General features: G+C 49.5%; 23 protein-coding genes. 4 read left to right on the top strand and 19 right to left on the bottom strand.

Annotation, left to right across the window (positions count from 1 at the left end):
• The first annotated feature begins 1 nt into the window (after position 1).
• From lysA to AB4875_RS02695, 3 genes are all read left to right on the top strand, one after another.
• A complete protein-coding gene (gene lysA / locus AB4875_RS02705) occupies positions 2-1,249 on the top strand; it encodes a diaminopimelate decarboxylase (protein ID WP_368374503.1) in 1,248 nt (415 codons plus the stop codon).
• 106 nt (positions 1,250-1,355) lie between these two features.
• Complete coding sequence (gene dapF, locus AB4875_RS02700; protein ID WP_368374502.1) at positions 1,356-2,186, top strand: diaminopimelate epimerase; 831 nt, start codon at positions 1,356-1,358, stop codon at positions 2,184-2,186.
• Positions 2,187-2,194: 8 nt separating this feature from the next.
• On the top strand, positions 2,195-2,899 hold the full coding sequence (locus tag AB4875_RS02695) for a DUF484 family protein (RefSeq protein WP_368374501.1): 705 nt from the start codon (positions 2,195-2,197) through the stop codon (positions 2,897-2,899).
• Between the two features lie 9 nt (positions 2,900-2,908).
• On the opposite strand, the gene AB4875_RS02690 is transcribed toward AB4875_RS02695, so the two are convergent.
• A complete protein-coding gene (locus AB4875_RS02690; RefSeq protein ID WP_368374500.1) occupies positions 2,909-4,099 on the bottom strand; it encodes an alpha/beta hydrolase family protein in 1,191 nt (396 codons plus the stop codon).
• A 276-nt stretch (positions 4,100-4,375) separates the two neighbouring features.
• Here AB4875_RS02690 and AB4875_RS02685 point away from each other — a divergent pair, with 276 nt between their 5' ends.
• Positions 4,376-5,080 (top strand): HAD family hydrolase, encoded by a 705-nt coding sequence (locus AB4875_RS02685; RefSeq protein WP_368374499.1) that lies wholly within the window; start codon positions 4,376-4,378, stop codon positions 5,078-5,080.
• Between the two features lie 29 nt (positions 5,081-5,109).
• Here the strand turns inward: AB4875_RS02685 and AB4875_RS02680 are convergent, their stop codons facing one another.
• The 18 genes from AB4875_RS02680 to ureA form a co-directional block, all read right to left on the bottom strand.
• Positions 5,110-5,319, bottom strand: a complete 210-nt coding sequence (locus AB4875_RS02680; protein WP_368374498.1) for a hypothetical protein — start codon at positions 5,317-5,319, stop codon at positions 5,110-5,112.
• A gap of 196 nt (positions 5,320-5,515) precedes the next feature.
• Positions 5,516-5,854: a P-II family nitrogen regulator gene (gene glnK, locus AB4875_RS02675; protein WP_368374497.1), complete on the bottom strand. Its 339-nt coding sequence runs from the start codon at positions 5,852-5,854 to the stop codon at positions 5,516-5,518.
• 350 nt (positions 5,855-6,204) lie between these two features.
• Complete coding sequence (locus AB4875_RS02670) at positions 6,205-7,449, bottom strand: ammonium transporter (protein ID WP_368374496.1); 1,245 nt, start codon at positions 7,447-7,449, stop codon at positions 6,205-6,207.
• 70 nt (positions 7,450-7,519) lie between these two features.
• A complete protein-coding gene (gene glnK / locus AB4875_RS02665) occupies positions 7,520-7,858 on the bottom strand; it encodes a P-II family nitrogen regulator (protein WP_103685170.1) in 339 nt (112 codons plus the stop codon).
• A gap of 87 nt (positions 7,859-7,945) precedes the next feature.
• Positions 7,946-8,596 carry a TorF family putative porin gene (locus AB4875_RS02660; protein WP_368374495.1) on the bottom strand — a complete coding sequence of 217 codons (651 nt, stop codon included), beginning with the start codon at positions 8,594-8,596 and terminating at the stop codon, positions 7,946-7,948.
• A gap of 486 nt (positions 8,597-9,082) precedes the next feature.
• On the bottom strand, positions 9,083-9,973 hold the full coding sequence (locus AB4875_RS02655; RefSeq protein WP_368374494.1) for a hypothetical protein: 891 nt from the start codon (positions 9,971-9,973) through the stop codon (positions 9,083-9,085).
• 55 nt (positions 9,974-10,028) lie between these two features.
• Positions 10,029-10,724, bottom strand: a complete 696-nt coding sequence (gene urtE / locus AB4875_RS02650) for an urea ABC transporter ATP-binding subunit UrtE (protein WP_368374493.1) — start codon at positions 10,722-10,724, stop codon at positions 10,029-10,031.
• 1 nt (position 10,725) lies between these two features.
• Entirely contained in the window at positions 10,726-11,505 is a 780-nt protein-coding gene (gene urtD, locus AB4875_RS02645; RefSeq protein WP_368374492.1) for an urea ABC transporter ATP-binding protein UrtD, read from the bottom strand.
• On the bottom strand, positions 11,502-12,662 hold the full coding sequence (urtC, locus tag AB4875_RS02640; protein WP_368374491.1) for an urea ABC transporter permease subunit UrtC: 1,161 nt from the start codon (positions 12,660-12,662) through the stop codon (positions 11,502-11,504). Before urtC ends, urtD begins: the two co-directional genes overlap by 4 nt.
• Before the next feature lie 6 nt (positions 12,663-12,668).
• Positions 12,669-14,321, bottom strand: a complete 1,653-nt coding sequence (gene urtB / locus AB4875_RS02635; protein ID WP_368374490.1) for an urea ABC transporter permease subunit UrtB — start codon at positions 14,319-14,321, stop codon at positions 12,669-12,671.
• A 92-nt stretch (positions 14,322-14,413) separates the two neighbouring features.
• The gene (gene urtA, locus AB4875_RS02630) at positions 14,414-15,730 is read right to left on the bottom strand and encodes an urea ABC transporter substrate-binding protein (protein ID WP_368374489.1); all 1,317 of its coding nucleotides are present in this window, start codon (positions 15,728-15,730) and stop codon (positions 14,414-14,416) included.
• A 289-nt stretch (positions 15,731-16,019) separates the two neighbouring features.
• Positions 16,020-16,637 (bottom strand): HoxN/HupN/NixA family nickel/cobalt transporter, encoded by a 618-nt coding sequence (locus AB4875_RS02625; protein ID WP_368374488.1) that lies wholly within the window; start codon positions 16,635-16,637, stop codon positions 16,020-16,022.
• A gap of 26 nt (positions 16,638-16,663) precedes the next feature.
• Positions 16,664-17,275 carry an urease accessory protein UreG gene (gene ureG, locus AB4875_RS02620; protein WP_368374487.1) on the bottom strand — a complete coding sequence of 204 codons (612 nt, stop codon included), beginning with the start codon at positions 17,273-17,275 and terminating at the stop codon, positions 16,664-16,666.
• A 53-nt stretch (positions 17,276-17,328) separates the two neighbouring features.
• Positions 17,329-17,997: an urease accessory protein UreF gene (locus AB4875_RS02615; protein WP_368374486.1), complete on the bottom strand. Its 669-nt coding sequence runs from the start codon at positions 17,995-17,997 to the stop codon at positions 17,329-17,331.
• Entirely contained in the window at positions 17,990-18,478 is a 489-nt protein-coding gene (gene ureE, locus AB4875_RS02610) for an urease accessory protein UreE (RefSeq protein ID WP_368374485.1), read from the bottom strand. Before ureE ends, AB4875_RS02615 begins: the two co-directional genes overlap by 8 nt.
• A 35-nt stretch (positions 18,479-18,513) precedes the next feature.
• The gene (gene ureC, locus AB4875_RS02605; RefSeq protein ID WP_368374484.1) at positions 18,514-20,217 is read right to left on the bottom strand and encodes an urease subunit alpha; all 1,704 of its coding nucleotides are present in this window, start codon (positions 20,215-20,217) and stop codon (positions 18,514-18,516) included.
• On the bottom strand, positions 20,214-20,549 hold the full coding sequence (locus AB4875_RS02600) for an urease subunit beta (RefSeq protein WP_368374483.1): 336 nt from the start codon (positions 20,547-20,549) through the stop codon (positions 20,214-20,216). The genes ureC and AB4875_RS02600 overlap by 4 nt, the downstream gene beginning before the upstream one ends.
• A 38-nt stretch (positions 20,550-20,587) precedes the next feature.
• Positions 20,588-20,890, bottom strand: a complete 303-nt coding sequence (gene ureA / locus AB4875_RS02595; RefSeq protein ID WP_368374482.1) for an urease subunit gamma — start codon at positions 20,888-20,890, stop codon at positions 20,588-20,590.
• Positions 20,891-20,893: the final 3 nt, after the last annotated feature.

Genomic DNA, 20,893 nt, shown 5'->3' with positions numbered 1-20,893 from the left:
TATGTCTCCTTTTCATTACCTGCATGGCGAACTCCATGCCGAATCCGTGCCGCTGAGTAAGATTGCTGAGGAGTTTGGCAGTCCCTGCTACGTCTATTCGCGCGCCTACCTTGAGCAGCGCTTTACAGAATATACCGAGGCACTGGAAGGCCAGGATCATTTGGTGTGTTACGCAGTAAAAGCCAATTCTAATATTGCGGTGCTCAATGTATTGGCTCGACTTGGGGCGGGCTTTGATATTGTTTCCAGTGGCGAATTAGAGCGGGTGCTTGCGGCCGGTGGCAAACCCGATCGCATTGTGTTTTCTGGGGTCGGTAAAACTGCGGCAGAAATGCAGCGCGCATTAGAAGTCGGTATCCATTGCTTTAACGTCGAGTCCGAAGCCGAGCTAGAGCGCCTAAACAGTGTTGCCGAGGCGATGAACGTTAAGGCGCCAATTTCGATACGCGTCAACCCCGATGTAGACGCCAAAACCCACCCTTATATTTCGACGGGCCTGCGTGACAACAAATTTGGTATCGACATTGAACGTGCTCCCGAGGTCTACCGTCGCGCTGCATCCCTGCCCAACATTAAAATTAAGGGCGTAGATTGTCACATCGGTTCACAGCTCATAGACACCAGCCCATTCCTAGACGCCCTTGAGCGGGTCTTAAAGCTGGTCGAGGTCTTGGCGAGCATGAACATCACTATCTCTCACCTCGACCTAGGTGGCGGCTTAGGTGTGCGCTATCGCGACGAAACTGCGCCAGATACCGGTGATTATATTCGCGCCATTAGGGCGAAGCTGGGCGAACGCAAAGTAACCCTAATGTTTGAGCCCGGCCGCTCTATTGCCGCCAATGCAGGTGTATTACTAACCCGCGTAGAATATTTAAAGCTCAACGAACACAAGAATTTTGCCATTATTGATGCCGCCATGAACGACATGATTCGGCCGGCGCTGTACTCCGCATGGATGGACTTAATGGCCGTGCAACCTCGGGAAGACGGCGTCTCACGCAGCTATGATTTTGTAGGCCCAGTCTGCGAAACCGGCGATTTCTTAGCTAAAGACCGTGAACTTTGCATTGAAGAAGGGGATTTACTAGCCTTAGCATCTAGCGGAGCCTATGGCTTTACCATGAGTTCCAATTACAATAGCCGAGGACGTGCGGCGGAAGTCATGGTGGACGGCGATAAATGCCACCTCATCCGCGCACGCGAAACTGTCACCGACTTGATGCGTGGTGAAACTTTGCTGCCCTGAGAGAAATGCTGACGCAATCGCGTCTACCTTCCCCTCTCTCAGACAATAGCATCGCGCCCGTATCGTTACTTAGCGCCACCGGTGAGGCGCAACATAGGGTTCTACGATGCTATTACGCTTTACCAAAATGCATGGCCTGGGGAATGATTTTGTCGTTATCGACCTCATTACCCAGCGCTTCAAGCTCAAACCGCACCATATTCGCAAAATAGCTGATCGCCATTTTGGCATTGGCTGTGACCAAGTTCTTACCGTCGAAATTCCCACTCAGCCTGATGTCGACTTTTGCTATCGGATTTACAATGCCGAAGGCAGTGAAGTTGAACAGTGCGGTAACGGCGCGCGCTGCTTTGCGCGCTTTATTCGCGACAAACGGATGACCGGCAAGCACAAGATCAAAGTTGAAACACTGGCCGGCATCATTGAGCTAGAACTTACTGAAAATCGGCAAGTTCGCGTCGATATGGGCGAACCCATACTCGACCCGAAGCGGATTCCCTTCACAGCAGACCAGCAAGCAAGCGACTACGCTTTGGATGTAAACGGCGATACTTGGCACGTTGGCGCGGTTTCGATGGGGAACCCCCATGTCATTTTCCCGGTTACCGATGTCGATACCGCGCCGGTAGAAACCATTGGCCCAGTCACTGAGTCCCACCCGCGCTTTCCGCAACGCGTCAACGTTGGGTTTATGCAGATAGTCGACCGAGACACGATTCGGCTGCGAGTATTCGAACGCGGTGTTGGCGAAACGCTGGCCTGCGGCACTGGCGCCTGCGCAGCGGTGGTAAGCGGCATCGTTCAGGGCAAGCTCAACACAACGGTGACCGTACACCTGCCGGGCGGCAACTTAAGTATTCACTGGCAAGGCCCAGGACAGCCCGTTATTATGACCGGTCCAGCAGCGACGGTTTTTGAAGGCCAGATACAAATATAGGATACCCTGTGGACACTGTAAGCTCGAAAAAAGACGGACTTCCCAGCGAAAGCGAAGTAGCGCGTTATCTTCGCAATCATCCCGGTTTCTTTCTGAATAACGAAGATCTACTGACAGAACTTAAGATCACCCACAAAACCGGAAAAGCGGTCAGCTTGTTAGAGCGGCAGGTAGAAGTATTGCGCGAGCGCAATATGGACATGCGCTCACGCATCAGCAGTATGCTAGACAATGCCCAGCGCAATGATCTGCTGTTCGAGAAGAGCAAAACCCTGATTTTAGCGCTTCTAGAGGCGCGCCGTGCGGAAGAGTTCAGCAATAGCCTTTGTCGTCATTTGGTAAGCGACTTTAAAGATATCGATTACGCAAGCCTGATTATATTTGCCGACCCCAACAGGGTTGGCGGCAATGCCCTAAGAGTTGTGAGCCCCGAGCAAGCACAAGAACAAATTGGTAGTTTGTTACGCGGTAAAAAAGCGGTCTGCGGTGTGCTGCGAGGCGAGGAATTGAGCTTTCTGTTTGGCAAACATGCCGATCATATTGGCTCCGCTGCCTTGATGCCTATTCAAGCTGGCAATATTGACGGGGTTGTCGCTATCGCCAGCAAGGACCCACAACACTTTAAATCCAGCATGGGCACAATATTCCTAGAATATATTGCCGACGTTGTTAACCGTACGCTACCAAAGCTAATGAAAGGGCCATTTATTTAAGCCCCCCACCTACGAATAGCTTATGTTCTGGCAGTGACTATCCATAAAATGACGCATTAGCTTCAAGTATTCTTGCTGCCCCAGATGCACAAGATGATTGCCGGGGAACCAATGCAAATGTGATTCAGGCCAATGCGAGTGCAATAATCGCACGAAGCGTGGCGGTGTAAATCTATCGCCCGCACCACCAATTATCATCACCCTGTCTGGATCGAGTTTCGGCTGATAGCTAAGCGGGCTGTGTATCGCCATTCCACGTCGTAAATCTAAGGGGCTCAAGCCAATACGCTTACCAACTATCTCCATTGCACGACCAATAGGCACCCAGTCACGCACGGTGTCCACCGGCGCAACCAGCGGTGAATTGGGGATACAGAACGCCAGCCGTGGTTCCACCACCGCCATCACCGAACTTAAGTATCCGCCCAAACTCAAACCGCTAATTCCCACATGGGGAGCGCCGCGCTCAAACAAGTAATCTACAAAGACTCTTAAATCTGACACCGCCTGCAGCAGGCCCTCATTCAATTGCGAGAAGCCCCCGGAAAATAAGCCATAGCCGCTAAATGGATGGCAGCGCTCGGCACGATCACCATGAAAAGGCTGAATCATTAGCAACACATCGTAGCCGTTGTCATAAAACGTTTTGAGCGAGAAAAACAGACTATTAAAGGCATACGAGCTTTCAACGACCCCATGTACAAAAATTAAGGTTGGACGAGGCCCGTCAGGATGACGCCAATACTGCGCTCTGGCAGTGCGGTTGCGGGTGTAGCTTAAATAGCTCTCGGTAAGTGCGGGATTTAAGGGAGTAAACGGGCTTTCAAAGCGTAACTCTACCGCCGGGATATCTTTGGGCTTGTAGGCGAACTTGCCAATTTTATGCTCAGTAATATCTACTTTTGGCGGGGCTATAAAAACCTGATCGACATCGCGCTGCTCGGCTAAATGAGCATAAAAATCCATCCATTCACGCTCGCGGCTCAAACCCTCGCGCTTTATTACCTGGGGCAGCAAAGCACCAGAAATCATCAGGGACAAGCCCGTCCGCATCACCCGGTCCATCATCGCCGTGCCGTAAACTTTTAGCGGGTATTCGCTGTCAAGTTCGGTGCCATCAGACTGGCAATAAAAGTCGTCAGGCAAGGACCGCCACCACGGCGGCGATTTTTTCACTGGCTGCAACGAAGTTTTTGCCATAAGTTTAGTCTCGACCATAATCTATTATTTGCTGAAATTTCACCGTGAACAGGCTTCTACTAGGCCACTGTTGCACCATAGGGTCTATATCAACACTATAAAATGAATATCATCCCGCCATCTTATAATGTCTCGAAACTAAGTAAAATACTTATACTGTGTAATTACAGGCGATGCAGCTAATGAATCGCATCTAGGCTACTGCAACACACGTAAGCAATGCTATTGGCAATCGCTTGCGCACAACACAAATTAGTTAAGGTAAAACTCTCAGATATGAAAAAGATTAAACTACTATGCTTCGACCTAGACGATACGCTATGGCTAAGTAGGCCCGTCATCGAACAAGCTGAGCAGGTTTTTTATAATTATCTGTCAGATATAACACCTGAACTGACTAAGCGCTTCAGCCCAGAGTCCCTCCGTGCCCACCGCGCAGAATATTTAAGCCGCCACCCCGAGCTTGAACACCAAATTTCTCAGTGGCGCACTGCAAGCCTTACCGAAGCATTAGCACTCAGCGGCTACCAAAGCCAAAGCGCAAATTTAGCGCGCCAAGCTTTTGAGGTATTTCTTGAAGCAAGACAAAAAATTACGCTTTTCCCACACTGCGAAGACGTCATAGGAAGACTCAGCGAAAACTATATACTCATCAGCTTAACTAACGGTAATGCCGACCTCAGCAGACAAGCGGTAGGTAAATACTTCAGCGCCAACTACCAAGCCGAGCACGTAAAGGCCGCCAAGCCGAGCCCTGAGCTTTTTCTAAAAGCCTTAGAGATCGCCGACTGCCAAGCAGATGAGGCGATACACATTGGTGACCATGTGATTGATGATGTCAGCGGCGCCAAGGCACTCGGCTTACTCGCCATTCAGGCTTGTCTGAAGCCAGATTCACCGCTGCCTCACGCCCTCGCCGACGATCACTTTCATGATTGGCGAGATTTACCGGACAAGATCCAGCGGCTAACATCACGCTAACCACCAGACCTTGCTGATGCAGTGGCAGCCTAGTAGCTGTCTGATTCGGTATCGGTGTCGATATCGTTTGGGGTGCTACGCATATGCGGATCTAAATGTTTAATCTCACCACCCTGGGCAAGATAAGCCTCTATATCTTTGGCTAATTGGTCACGCATACGATCGCGTATTGTGAGTGATGAAGCATGCAGCTGCGCGCTTGAGGTTTGAATATTGCTACTACGAATATGCGAGCCCATAAGACCGCCTCCCGAGAATAAAAAATCCGCGTTTACGAAGCGATTTATACGTGTATATAAGGCGTTTTGACAAGCAAATGATTAGGCTTTTTTGTTATTACAAACAAATATCGTCATCACTTTTCGAGCTATATGTAAAAATACCGAGCACAAAAAAGGCGGCCTGTGGCCGCCTACTTCATGTGCAAACGCGGTGCTAAATTGCGTCTTCGCCGGTTTCGCCGGTGCGGATACGAATAACCTGCTCGAGGGTGGTAACAAAAATCTTGCCATCACCAATTTTGCCGGTATTCGCCGCCTTGGTCACAGTATCGATCACTTTTTCAAGTAAATCGTCTGCAACCGCAATCTCTAGTTTTACCTTAGGTAAAAAATCGACCACGTACTCGGCGCCGCGATATAGCTCGGTATGCCCCTTCTGCCGACCAAAGCCTTTTACCTCGGTCACGGTTACACCTTGCACGCCAATCTCTGACAGCGCCGCACGGACATCATCTAACTTAAACGGTTTGATCACCGCACTGACTAATTTCATCGCCAATTCTTCCTCTTATGATAAGGCAAGCTCTCATTACTGTAGCGAGCGAGGGTAGTTTAAAGACCTCCAGGGCGGAGGAAACAGCTTAACACGCGAGAAATGTGTAGAGCCTGTCCGCAAGTAATGAGAGTGCCTTGGGCATTCTGAGCACCGCTGACATTTAAAATACCGAGCGCAGTAATTAATCAGAGCTTACTACGAATAACTACCTGCCGTTAAGTTAGCTCAGGCAACACGGATTTGGCAAGGTTATCCCCACATTAGAGCGAAATAAGCGCCAAAACCGCTACTTCAAACAAAAAAAGGGCGCTCAAAGAGCGCCCTGAAAATCACCTAACGGGGGAGACTTACTTGTTGGTGAATTCTGGATAAGCTTCCATGCCGCATTCAGAGAGGTCGACACCTTCGTACTCTTCCTCTTCTGATACACGGATACCCATGACTGCTTTCAAGATACCCCAGATCACTAGGCTGGCCACGAAGGTCCAAGCAAAGATCACGAACGCACCGTAGATCTGCATACCGAAAGTAGCATCGCTGTTGTTGAATGGCACCGCCATCACACCCCAAAGACCAACAACACCGTGGACAGAGATAGCGCCCACTGGATCGTCAATCTTGATTTTGTCTAGGGCTAGGATTGAGAACACAACCAACACACCGCCAACAGCACCAATCAATGTAGCAACAACTGGATCAGGAGAAAGCGGGTCAGCAGTAATTGCAACCAGACCAGCCAGCGCGCCGTTCAGCACCATGGTTAAATCTGTCTTGCCGAACAACAAGCGAGCAACGATCATCGCAGCAATCAAACCACCACTTGCCGCAGCATTAGTATTAACAAATACCTGAGCAGTTGCGTTCGCCTCGTCGATGTTAGACACCATCAACTCAGAGCCGCCGTTGAAGCCGAACCAGCCCATCCACAGGATGAAGGTACCCAATGTTGCCATTGGCATGTTCGCACCAGGGATCGCATTCACTTGACCGCTCTCGCCATACTTGCCTTTACGAGCGCCAAGCAGCAATACACCAGCCAGTGCTGCAGAAGCACCTGTCATGTGGACAATACCGGAACCTGCGAAGTCAGAGAAACCTGCTTCAGACAAGAAACCGCCGCCCCAGCTCCAAGAACCTTGAAGTGGGTAGATAACACCAGTCATGACAACTGCAAAGGCCAAGAAAGCCCACAGCTTCATACGCTCTGCAACCGCACCCGAAACGATAGACATAGCGGTTGCCACGAATACCACTTGGAAGAAGAAGTCAGATGAACCAGAGTAGTAAGTGTCACCGTTTGAAGCCAGCACTTCTTCTACCGACGCGTCAGCAATTGAATTACCGAACCATGCGTCTGGCAGAATGCCACCTTCTGAACCGCCGTACATAATTGTGTAGCCACACAATAAGTACATAGTACAAGCCACCGCAAATAGCGCGATGTTCTTGGTTAAGATTTCTGTGGTGTTTTTTGCACGAACCAAACCGGCTTCGAGCATGGCAAAACCTGCTGCCATCCACATTACGAACGCGCCCATAACCAGGAAGTAAAATGTGTCCAGGGCGTACTTGACCTGTATGATGTCTTCCATCACATGCCCTCCAAAGGGAAAGAGATAAGTCTTTTAATTTAATTAGTTAACAGAAAACGCAGCGGTATTACTAAATGGCTTCTTCGCCAGTTTCACCGGTACGAATTCGAATAACCTGCTCAAGCGCAGTGACAAAAATCTTGCCGTCGCCTATTTTGCCAGTGTTAGCTGACTTGCTTATTGCTTCGATGGTCGGTTCAACCGAGTCATCTGCGACAGCGACTTCAATCTTCACCTTAGGCAGAAAATCGACAACATACTCAGCGCCACGGTAAAGTTCAGTGTGACCTTTCTGACGACCAAAACCTTTTACTTCGGTGACAGTTATGCCCTGTACGCCGATGTCAGACAGCGCTTCGCGCACATCATCGAGTTTGAATGGCTTAATAACAGCCGTAATCAATTTCATCGGATATCTCCTGTCAATGTGCGTTAGCCACACATTAGGATTGAGTTAAGAAAATGGCCGGCGACAACCTTGCCGCCGGCCAGGGTATTACATTGCGATTGGCAAGCTATAAGAAACAACGAATCTCAAATCGTCATCATTATCTTCGTCAATCATCTGGCTAAAAGTAAAGCTCACATTGTCGTTATAAGCGTAAGACACGTCGAAGTGAGCGTAGTTTGCATCTTCGTCTTTATTGTCAGTACCACCGGCTAGGAAAGAGAAGCTCCCTACATCAAGACCGGCAGTGTAGTAGAAGTAACCATTGGCACCAGCAATATTGTCATAGATTGTTACGCTAACCGGACCCATGCCCAAACCAAGAATAATCTCGCTCAGATCACCAAACGTGTCGCCATTGTCAGCAAAGCCCGCTGATACACCTGGATACACATAGTTCCATACGCTTAGGTCAACGCTTAATGGTCCTACTTCAGTAGCGAAGCCAGCATAGTAGTCAACTTCTTGACCGTATGTATCATCACCGCTAGATCCCCAAACACCCGCGTAAAAACCACCGGTGCTATAAGTAATGTCACCAGAAACTGCAGGCGATCCATCACTTAGGTCGAAACCACGCCAAAGGTACAAACTAGCAACGCTAACGCTGGCACTTACTTCTGCAGAAGCGGGAGCAGCAACCATGGTCATTGATGCAGCTGCAACGCTTGCAGCCAAAAGGGTTTTCATTTTTTTCATGTCTTTAGTCTCCACTAAGGTATTAAGGAAGTGTTCAAGCACAATCCTGCTCAAGCTTTAGCACTTTCAATGCCAACTATATTTTTTATTATTTAAAACAATGACTTAGAGAGAGCTTTAAGCTATGCCGCAATACTAGTGCTTACGGATGCGTTGCGGGGCTTAACTTCACGCGATCGTTACGCTCAAATATAGAGCACTTTTTAATAATGCTGCCATTTAGTGCATCAAAAATAAGCACTATATGTACTTTACAGCCCGGCAAGCGTGACCTTCTGAACTTAATAAATTATTAATAATTTAAATAAAAACAATAGGTTAAACTGTATTTTGCCTCATTTTGATCCTTCTATTAGAGTAGTAAAAAAACCGACGCACCAATTCAGTGCTGGTGCACTGTATTTCAGTGGGTATGCAATTTAATGATGCCTAGAATGCAAAAAGGGATGCCATTTGGCATCCCTTTAAAAATATTGCACTTGCAGCTTACTGCCCGTTCGATTTAGCTTCTAACTTATCAACACGAGCGCGCAGGCGCTCAATTTGGCGCTGCAGCTCCATAATAGTTGTGGCCGAAGACTTCACTTCAACAGGCTGCGCCGACGATAAAATCAACTGATCCACCAAGATACGGCCAGGATTGCCAGCCGATCCTGTCGACCCGGGGCTACCCGCCAATCCACCTTCTCCGCCCTCAACCCATTTGCGAGACCCTGTAAGGGTTTTCCTATTAATGTAGTATCCATCTGCACCAGCACCGCCAGAACCCGCGTCACCGCCGCGACCGCCGTCGGCACCCTCACTTCTAATGTTAATTCGCTTGACTAGGTCATCGCCAGAAACACCCTTGGCAAGCACTTGGTAAAGAATAGTAATATCTCCGCCGCGACCGCCTTCGCCGCCGTCTCCGCCATTACCGCCTTCGCCAGCATTCGCCCCATCACAATCGGCGCCATCGCTGCCGGCGCCGCCATCGCCACCATTGCCGCCGTTAGCCAGGATCTTGAGATCGCCGAGCGCCTCTATACCTAGCTGCAAGCGAATTTCTACGCCGTCACTGCCGTCGCCGCCATTACCGCCTATCTCACCGTTAGCGCAATCTGACGCTGGCTTCGCTGCGCCGCCAGCAACACCTGCACTACCATTGCCTTCAATCACAACATCTTTACCGATATAGGCATGCCGAGCCTGAACACGCCAACCCACAACCGCCGAGGAAAAGGTGATTTTGGCGCCGTCGCCAATTCGCAGGGTGTCTAGTACCATTTCCTGCTGATCGATACCTACGACATAGGTTTTACCGGCGGGAATGCTAAGGTCCGCAGCTAGACCGGCAAGTGGTGTGAACGCCAGCGCTAGAGTGGCAAGGTATTTCATGAGCGATTTATCCTTTAACGGGAAAGACATAAGCTTAATAGTATAAACCCTGGCCTTACACCGTCATATGCCGGCGCACGTCTTCTTCCACCATATCGTCACCGCGGCCGGAAAGAATGACTTCGCCGCGATCCATCACCGCGTAATTGTCCGCCAATGCCCGAGCGAAATCGAAATATTGCTCAACCAAGACAATTGCCATCTCACCCTGCTGGCGCAATATGGTAATCACGTTCTGAATATCTTTAATAATAGAGGGCTGAATACCCTCTGTGGGTTCATCCAGCACCAATAAGCGCGGCCGCGTGATTAAGGCCCTGGCAATCGCCAGCTGCTGCTGTTGACCACCAGATAAATCTCCGCCGCGTCTACGCAGCATGCTTTTAAGTACTGGAAACAAATCAAAAATCTCCGGGCTAATAGTCCGCTGACTGCGCTTTAACGGCGCGTAACCCGTGTACAAATTCTCCTGAACAGTGAGCTGCGAAAAGATTTCTCGGCCCTGGGGCACATAGGCAATTCCCGCCCGCGCCCGATCGGCTGGGCCCATGCCGCTAATATCTTTGCCTTCCCACGTAATGTTGCCACCACGAATCGGATGACGGCCAGTTATCGCCCGCGCCAAGCTAGATTTTCCTACCCCGTTACGCCCTAATATGCAGGTTACCTGGCCTTTCTCTGCCACCACATCTACTTTCTTAAGCGCCTGACTCGCGCCGTAATAAAGATCAATTTCATTCACAAGCAACATATCAGCGCCCCAAATAGACTTCGATAACACGGGGGTTGGCTGAGACTACTTCAAGCCGCCCCTCAGCTAATACACTCCCCTCATGCAAGACCGTCACTTTACTGTCCAGCGCTTTAATAAAATCCATATCATGCTCAACGACCACCACGGTATGGTCTTTATTAATTTCTTTTAGCAGTGCCGCGGTTTCCATCGTTTCATGATCGGTCATTCCCGCCGCCGGCTCATCTACCAGCAAAAGCTCAGGACCCTGCACAATCAACATACCGATTTCTAACCACTGCTTTTGGCCATGGGACAAACTGCCAGCCAGATCACTGGTTTTTGCCTTTAGCCCCACAAGCTTAATGACCTCATTAATTTTATCGCCCTGCTCACTGCTCAGCTTATGAAATAAAGCGCGAAGCACACTGCGCGTGCCTGCCAACGCCAGCTCCACGTTTTCCCACACTGTCAGGGTTTCAACTACGGTAGGCTTCTGAAACTTGCGACCAATACCAAGATTGGCGATATCGGCCTCATCGTATTGAATAAGATCAATGGTGTCCCTAAACCGAACCTCACCCTTATCTGGCCGGGTCTTGCCGGTAATAATATCCATCATGGTGCTTTTTCCGGCACCATTGGGACCAATAATCGCCCGCAACTCCCCCGGCGCAATATCCAGCGATAAATTATTAATCGCCTTAAAACCGTCAAAACTTTTGGTGACGCCGTTCAGGTACAACATGCTCTGGATTTCACTGCTATGAAATCCAGGACTTTTAATCACTGCACTCATGAGCCTGCTCCCGGTTCTGGTGTCGACGTCGCATCGCGCTCCGCTCGCCGCTCACGTATTTGGGTCACCACACCAACAATACCCTTGGGTAAATACAAGGTGCTGATCACAAATAGGGCGCCGAGCATAAACAACCACACCTCTGGAAATGCACCGGTAAAATAGGTCTTGGCGTAGTTAACCGCAATCGCGCCAATCACCGCACCGTATAGGGTGCCCCGCCCACCAATAGCAACCCAGATCACAATTTCAATCGAGTTAATGGGGCCAAACTCACCGGGATTAATAATACCGACCTGCGGCACGTATAAGGCCCCGGCGATACCAGCAAGTATTGCCGACACCACAAACACAAATAATTTAAAGTGCTCAACACGGTAACCCATAAAACGGGTGCGACTCTCGGCGTCACGTATCGCTACCAAGACCCGACCGTATTTACTGGTCACAATCGCCCGGCACAAAACATAGGCCCCCGCGACACTTAATGCTGATAGCGCAAACAATACGCAGCGAGTGATATCAGACTGCAAACTAAAGCCCAAAATATCTTTGAAATCGGTCAAGCCATTATTACCGCCGAAACCCATATCATTGCGAAAGAACGCCAGCAACAAGGCATAAGTCATCGCCTGGGTAATAATGGATAAATACACTCCGCTCACTCGCGAACGGAATGCCAGCCAGCCAAACACAAAGGCGAGCACCGCGGGCACCAGCGCAACCATAAACATCGCAAAGAAAAAGTTATCAAATCCGTACCAATACCAAGGCAATTCAGTCCAATTTAAAAACACCATAAAATCAGGCAGATCAGCATTACCATATACGCCGCGCTCGCCAATCTGACGCATCAGGTACATACCCATGGCATAGCCACCCAAGGCAAAAAAGGCACCGTGGCCCAGACTGAGAATCCCGCAATAACCCCAAATTAAATCTAATGCCAAGGCCAATAGCGCGTAACAGAGGTACTTACCCAGCAAGACCACAACATATGTGGGAATATGGAAAAAGCTGCCTGCTGGCATAAGTAAATTGCACAGCGGCACTAGCACAGTGACGGCCAAGAGAGCGGCGACCAAATAGCGGCCGGCCTTATCGGCTAGTAATAATCTGCCAATCGCGCTGCGCTCAAATATTTTGTTATTTATCATTGCCGATTAATCCTCTACCGAGCGACCTTTCAGGGCAAACAAGCCCCGGGGCCGCCACTGAATAAACAGAATGATGAAAACCAATACAAATATTTTCGCCAGTACCGCGCCCGCAAAAGGCTCTAAAAATTTATTCGCAACACCCAGGCTCATTGCGGCGAAGAAGGTACCAAATAAATTCCCCACACCGCCGAACACCACCACCATAAAGGAATCAATAATGTAGGACTGACCAAGATTGGGGCCGACATTAGTTAACTGACTCAGCGCAACACCGGCAATGCCGGCAATACCTGATCCTAGCCCGAAGGTCAGCGCATCTACCCAACCAGCGCGAATTCCCATGGAGTTTGCCATAGCCCGGTTTTGGGTGACGGCGCGCATTTGCAAACCGACAAAGGTTTTCTTAAGTAGAAACACCAGTAGCAACAGCACAATCAAGCTGAAAATAATAATGTAAAGACGATTATAGGTGAGCGATAAGGCGCCATTGATTTCCCATGAACCGCTTAACCAGCTCGGCGCAGTTACCGATTTATTCAGCGGTGAGAAGATACTGCGCACCGCTTGCTGCAAAATAAGACTAACGCCAAACGTTGCCAACAAGGTTTCTAAAGGACGGCCATAGAGATGGCGAATAATACCGCGCTCAATCACAATTCCAACTAAGCCCGACACCATAAACGCGGCGGGAATCGCGACAATAATGGAGTAGTCGATATAATTTGGCATCAACAATTGAATAACGTAGGTGGTATACGCGCCCAGCATCATCATTTCGCCATGGGCCATATTAATTACCCCCATTACCCCGAAGGTAATGGCCAAACCTACCGCTGTAAGCAGTAATACCGAACCTAAACTTAGACCGAAAAATACATTTTCCACTAACTTATAAATCTTTGCCTCAGCGCGCATTTCGCTTAATACCGCAGCTGCAGACTCTCGAACTAGCTCATCTTCTTCACGATAATTGCCATCGTCATCTTTCAACTGCATCCCAGCCAAGATCGACATTGCATCACTATCTAAACTGCCACGGAAGGCTTCAATAGCATCCAGGCGTAATACCTGCTGATCTGAATTTAAGTTGATCATCGCCGACGCGATATTTAAAGACGTTAAAACTTTCTTGCTAGATTCAATCGATTTTGCGCGCTCTATCGCAGGCAAGAATTCTGGCGCAGGACTGCGAATCAGATCCTTGGCCGCTGCTAAGCGCACGCCGACATCTTCACTGCGCAGGGACAATTCCGCTAACACACCACGCAACAAAGTACGCAATTCATTATTGATACTTATTTTCCTGACTTTTCGACTACCTATTACCCCTAGGCTCTCGCCTTCTATAACCGACCTTATTTCATAGCCATCTGGATGGGGATAGGCGTAGACCAATTGATCATCTGCCTTGGTGTAATAGAGCTCACCGTCTTGCAAAGCATTTAAAACCTCTGCACGTTGAGCTAAATTTGAATGCGCAATCATGTTGATAAGATTTGTCTTATCTGCCGTTGATTTCGCCGTTATTAATTGATTGAGTAAAAGCGCGCTGTCAGCTTTATTTTCTATTGGCGTAACTTGCTCGGCCTGTACTCCCTGAAAACCAAGGAGAAAAAGCGACAATACAAATACACGGAATACATGGCAAAGTTTCATCGAAACATCCATTTGCGATCAAGGCCCCGCCACCTTGCAGTGGCGGGGTAGCACTGATAAAAGCGTCTCGGCCGAGACGCTTCCTTAGTGGACTAGTAGTTTTGACCTGAACACTTTTTAGTTTCAGTGTTGTAGTTACCACACATGATTTTTGGATCTTGCCAATCCGCAATCAATTTGGCACTTTCTGGAAGGAAGTCAGTCCAGGCATCACCAGGCACGGCAGCTTCAGTTTGCCAAACAATATCAAACTGACCATTTTCCTGAATTTCACCAATAAGAACCGGCTTAGTCAGGTGGTGATTTGGCAGCATCGTTGCAACGCCACCGGTTAAGTTAGGCACGCTAACACCAATCAACGCAGATGAAACTTTATCCACATCAGTTGTACCAGCCTTCTCAACGGCTTTTACCCACATGTTAAAGCCAATGTAAGTAGCTTCCATTGGATCGTTAGTCACGCGCTTGTCATCACCAATATAGGCAATCCACTTGTCGATGAACTCATCATTCGCTTTTGCGTCTGCGCTCATGAAGTAGTTCCATGCGGCAAGATGCCCAACCAGCGGACCAGTGTCGAAACCGCTAAGCTCCTCTTCGCCAACCGAGAAAGCCACTACAGGAATATCTTCTGCAGACATACCCTGATTAGCCAGCTCTTTGTAAAAGGGCACGTTGGCATCACCATTGATGGTAGAAACAACAGCGGTCTTTTTACCTTGTGAGCCGAATTTCTTGATATCAGAGACAATAGTCTGCCAGTCAGAATGACCGAAAGGCGTGTAGTTGATCATGATATCTTTTTCAGCAACACCTTTGCTTTTAAGATAGGCTTCAAGAATTTTATTGGTAGTACGGGGATAAACATAATCCGTACCTGCCAATACCCAGCGCTTAACAGAACCACCTGACTCACTCATCAAATAATCAACAGCAGGGATAGCCTGCTGATTAGGCGCAGCGCCGGTGTAGAAAACATTCTTAGAAGATTCTTCACCTTCGTATTGAACGGGGTAGAACATAAGACCATTTAATTCTTCGATAACGGGCAGTACTGATTTACGAGAAACCGAAGTCCAGCAACCGAAGATGACATCAACTTTGTCTTTGTCTAATAGCTCCTTCGCTTTTTCTGCAAATAGCGGCCAGTTAGATGCGGGGTCAACAACCACGGCTTCTAACTTTTTGCCTAAAATTCCACCTTTTTTGTTTTGATCTTCAATCAGCATCAACACCGTATCTTTCAAGGTTGTTTCACTGATTGCCATCGTACCGGACAGCGAATGCAGTACACCGACTTTAATAGTGTCTGCGGCCTGTGCAATCGAGGCGCTTAACGACAGCGTCGCGGCTGCCAGCACAATACTACTGTGCTTGGCAAAAGCCTTTATAGATTTAGGACTCTTCATGCTTAGCTCCATACTCTTTTTTTTGTATATATCGTTAATCTGCACACTGGCGATTAACGAACCCTGGCAAAACTCCACTGGGTGTCTGCAGAATTGGTGCCAATAGGTATAAAAGAAGGAGATGCACTGCAGAAGCGGCATGCTTTTGCTTAAAAAGCCATACGGTAAATGACGATAGAGGCGAAAAATCAGGTGGAAATACACAATCTGAGAAGACACATCTTTTTATAAAAGTGCAGTGCAGCGCGCAACATTAGTGCGCCCGCACCAAAATAAACTCTTATGCAATTTAATGAGATAACAATAGAAAAACACCGAAGCTGGTAGCGAATACACCCAAGGCCGATTGGATAGAAAGCTGGAATGCGTGATGATAACGACCCGCCGCCGACAAACCGCTGCGCAGTGCGGCACCCACGCCAGCCATCGCCAATATTAAACCAATATTAAACACCACGACATGCAACATCCCCAGAGTGGGGCTGGTCATACCCGCCGCCGGAATAACGGCCAATAAGGGCGCCGATCCTGCACTACCATGGACCAAACCGATCAAGCTTGCATTGTGGCTCCGCGGTGCGGCGGCTTCTGTGTTCTGATGCTGCTGCCACAGATGGATAAATGTCATCGCGCCAATCGCAATCAGCATCCACGCCACCGCAGACTCTGCGACCGCGCTAAATTGAGTAGGTATTGCCGCGCCGGCCACCAATACAAGCGTCGCGACAGCGATCACTGCAATGCCATGGCCAAAACCCCAGTGCAGGGCAAATCGAAAACTATGACGCCCGCCATTCTGCCCACCAATGCCACTCACAGCGGCGATATGATCAGCATCAAAGGCGTGGATAACCCCTGCCGAAAACCCCAGCAGCAACATACTTAATAAGGGCGCCATGTCAGCCATTAATATTGCTCCTTCACGATCCTACTTTAGCGTCCCAACATGCCCTGTTCGACGACAAAGCTAACGATCTCGGCAACGCCACTTCCGTCTTTTAAATTACTAAAAATAAACGGCCTGTCGCCACGCATTTTTTTCGCGTCTCTATCCATCACCCCTAGGTCAGCACCTACCAGCGGCGCCAAATCGGTTTTATTGATCACCAGTAAATCGGAGCGAGTAATACCGGGGCCGCCTTTACGGGGGATTTTGTCACCGGCAGAAACGTCGATCACATAGATAGTAAGATCAGACAGCTCCGGGCTGAACGTGGCAGCTAAATTATCGCCGCCGCTCTCTATCATGATCAATTCAAGATCTGGGAAGCGGCCACTTAGCTCAGCCACCGCAGAAAGATTCATAGAGGCATCTTCCCGAATAGCGGTGTGGGGGCAGCCACCGGTTTCTACACCGAGGATACGATCCTGAGACAGGACCTCATGACGCAATAAAAATTCGGCATCTTCGCGGGTATAAATATCATTGGTGATGACCGCAATATCGAAACGGCCACGCAATTCAGCGCACAGGGTTTTCACCAAGGCCGTTTTACCGGAGCCAACCGGTCCACCAATACCAAGCCGTAAGGCGGGCTTTTTCATAATTCTAACTCCAACTCTTTAAAAAATATTTGCGATCATTTATTTGCACTACATTAAGAGCGAAATAATCTTGAATACTGGGTTTCATGCTGCATAGACGCCATCGCCAAACCCGGCAAGCCCGCACCAATATCGTCGTCTGCACACAGATAGGCATCTGCCACGGTCTTTTCGATGCGGGGCATTAACGCCATTAATAAACGCTGGCCATCGGTTTGACCCAGCGGCACTAGCTTGACTGCGGCGGCCGCTTGATTTTCCAGCCAACTCCACGCGAAACCACTAAGCGCGTCATCATCATCTATTTCAAAATGACGAGCGGCCATCGCGAATCCGGTAGCAAAACTGATGGGTTCAGCTAAAGGCCACTGAACCGCAGAGGGGACCTCCAAGGAAACTAAAAGGCGCAGCAGTGCTTCACCCATTTGCACATCCTCTAGCAGTAGCTCGCGCGACTCTCGCGACGCCTGCAAGGTGTGATTCCAATATTGCACCATCTGTATATCATTGTGCCGCCATGCGGCTAACAAACGCAGCAGGACCGGCAAATCTAGCCCACCCACACTGTGACTCAGTACTTCGCCAATCCAGTCAGCGGCGCCATCCAAATCACTAACCCATGCGCGCTCTACCGCATACTCTAAACCCTGAGAATAGGCATAGGCGCCCACCGGCAGGGCCGGGCTAACTATCTGCATGAGGTGCAATAATGGTTTAGCCATGTTGATGCTCATGATGAGAGTGGCTATGGCCGTCGTCATGGCTGTGGCTTTGCGCATGGCCACCGCTATTGTGATAGGCACCGTTTTCTGGATGAAAGGTTTTATCGGTGACTAACACCGTAAGCCCGAGACCCCGCAACATATCATCGAGCACATGATCGTGCTGATAACGCAGTTCGCCCGCCTCAATTTGCAAGGGGACATGGCGATTCCCTAAATGATAGGCCGCTTTCGTCAGCAGTAAGACATCGTCACTACACACTTCTGACACGGTTTCTTCGGCCGCCACCACCATGATTTTCTCGCCACTATTGGCGACTAATATTTCGCCGTCGGCGAGCACTTTTCCACGCTCAACAAACCAGGCCACATCTAAGCCGCACACCGATTTTGCGCGATAGCGACTGCGCTGCCGCTCCTGATAATTTAATACCAAGCGGATGTCGCTAGTGCCATCACCCAGCTCATAGCATTCCAACATTTTTTAAATTCCTATTCTTAGCTGCAAGGCAGTCTTTAAAACAGACAGTACAACTGCGCCAGCGGCAGTTCGCTGGCCGGCTCGCAAATCAATAATTGCCCATCGGCCCGCACCTCATAGGTGTCGGGATCAACTTCCATTAGCGGCTGATAATTGTTTAATACCATGTCAGCCTTGGTGACGTTACGGCAATTTTTTACGGCCACCAAAGGCCGTTCTAGCCCCAATGTTGTTGCTAAACCGCCATCGATAGCAGCCTGACTCACAAAGCTCACCGAGGTTTGCACACAGGCTTTGCCAAAGGCCCCAAACATCATGCGGTAATGCACCGGTTGCGGCGTGGGGATTGAGGCATTTGGGTCACCCATTGGGGCAGCGGCGATAGCGCCACCTTTGATAATCATCGACGGTTTAATCCCGAAGAAGGCGGGTTTCCATAAAACTAAATCTGCCAGTTTACCGACGGCAATAGAGCCTACTTCATGGGAGATGCCGTGGGCGATAGCGGGATTAATAGTGTATTTAGAAATATAGCGGCGGGCGCGGAAGTTATCATTGCCGCTGCTATCCTCCACCAGCGGGCCGCGCTGCACCTTCATCTTGTGAGCGGTCTGCCACGTTCTGCAGACCACCTCCCCCACTCGGCCCATGGCCTGCGAGTCAGATGAGATCATCGAAAATGCACCTAGATCATGAAGAATATCTTCGGCCGCAATCGTTTCCTTGCGAATACGGGAATCCGCAAAAGCTACATCTTCAGGAATATTAGGATCAAGGTGATGACAGACCATCAACATATCCAAATGCTCATCCACCGTATTCACAGTATAGGGACGGGTTGGATTGGTTGACGACGGCAGGACATTAGCCGAGCCACAGGCCTTTATAATATCTGGCGCATGACCACCACCGGCACCTTCGGTGTGATAGGTATGAATCGTCCGGCCTTTGAAGGCGGCTAAGGTATCTTCAACAAAACCCGATTCATTGAGGGTGTCGGTGTGAATTGCCACCTGCACATCGTATTTTTCCGCTACGCTTAAGCAGCAGTCTATGGACGCTGGCGTGGTGCCCCAATCTTCATGGAGCTTTAAACCCATTGCGCCGGCCTGTAATTGTTCTTCCAAACCAGCCGGCAAGCTCGCATTACCTTTGCCTAGAAAACCCAAGTTCATGGGAAAGCTTTCTGCTGCCTGCAGCATTATACCCAGATGCCACGCCCCCGGCGTACAGGTTGTGGCATTGGTGCCAGTCGCGGGGCCAGTGCCTCCGCCGAGCATGGTTGTCACGCCACTCATCAGCGCTTCTTCAATTTGCTGAGGGCATATAAAGTGGATATGCGCGTCTATGGCACCGGCGGTTAATATCTGCCCCTCACCGGCAATCACTTCCGTGCACGGCCCAATAATAATATCGATATCTGGTTGAATATCTGGATTACCGGCCTTACCGATAGCGGTAATTCGACCCGCCTTAATGGCCACATCGGCTTTCACAACACCCCAGTGGTCTAAAATCAGAGCGTTGGTAATGACGGTATCCGGTGTCAGGGCATCACCTAATTGGCTCTGACCCATGCCGTCGCGAATAACTTTGCCACCACCAAACTTCACTTCCTCACCGTAAGTAGTGAAGTCTTTTTCCACCTCTATCCACAATTCCGTATCTGCGAGACGAACCCGATCGCCCACAGTCGGGCCATACATATCCGCATAGGCGCGGCGGTCAATCGTTGTCATGACTTTGCTCCTTTATTTGCCGCACCATCCAAGGGCCCCATAATCTCACCGCGAAAACCGTAGACTTCGCGTTTACCGGCCAAGGCTACTAACTCGACCTCTCGGCTCTGACCCGGCTCAAAACGCACCGCCGTTCCCGCGGCAATATTTAAACGAAATCCGCGACTGGCTTGGCGATCAAATACCAAGGCGGGATTGGCCTCAAAAAAATGATAATGCGAACCCACCTGAATAGGCCGATCACCGCTATTCGCAACGTCTATGGTGCAGGTCTCGCGGCCCACATTTAAAATAATATCGCCCTGCGCAACATGCATTTCACCTGGAATCATAGAGCCTCCCTTCTTGCAGCGAGTAGCCGCAAATTCTTTTAAACAATGGGGTTGTGCACGGTAACTAGCTTGGTGCCATCTGGAAACGTGGCCTCAACCTGCACTTCATGAATCATCTCGGCGACGCCGTCCATCACATCATCGCGACCCAAGATCTCGCGCCCTGCGCTCATCATTTCTGCCACGCTGCGCCCTTCTCTTGCGCCTTCCATCACCTCGGCGGAGATCAGTGCAATCGCCTCTGGATAATTTAATTTCAAGCCCTTGGCCTTGCGACGCTCCGCGAGCAGCGCGGCGGTAAAAATCAATAATTTATCTTTATCTCTCGGACTCAGTTCCATCGC

Source organism: Zhongshania sp. R06B22 (genome assembly GCF_040892595.1).
Taxonomy (GTDB): domain Bacteria; phylum Pseudomonadota; class Gammaproteobacteria; order Pseudomonadales; family Spongiibacteraceae; genus Spongiibacter; species Spongiibacter arctica.
This window is presented reverse-complemented; position numbering and strand designations above follow the sequence as displayed.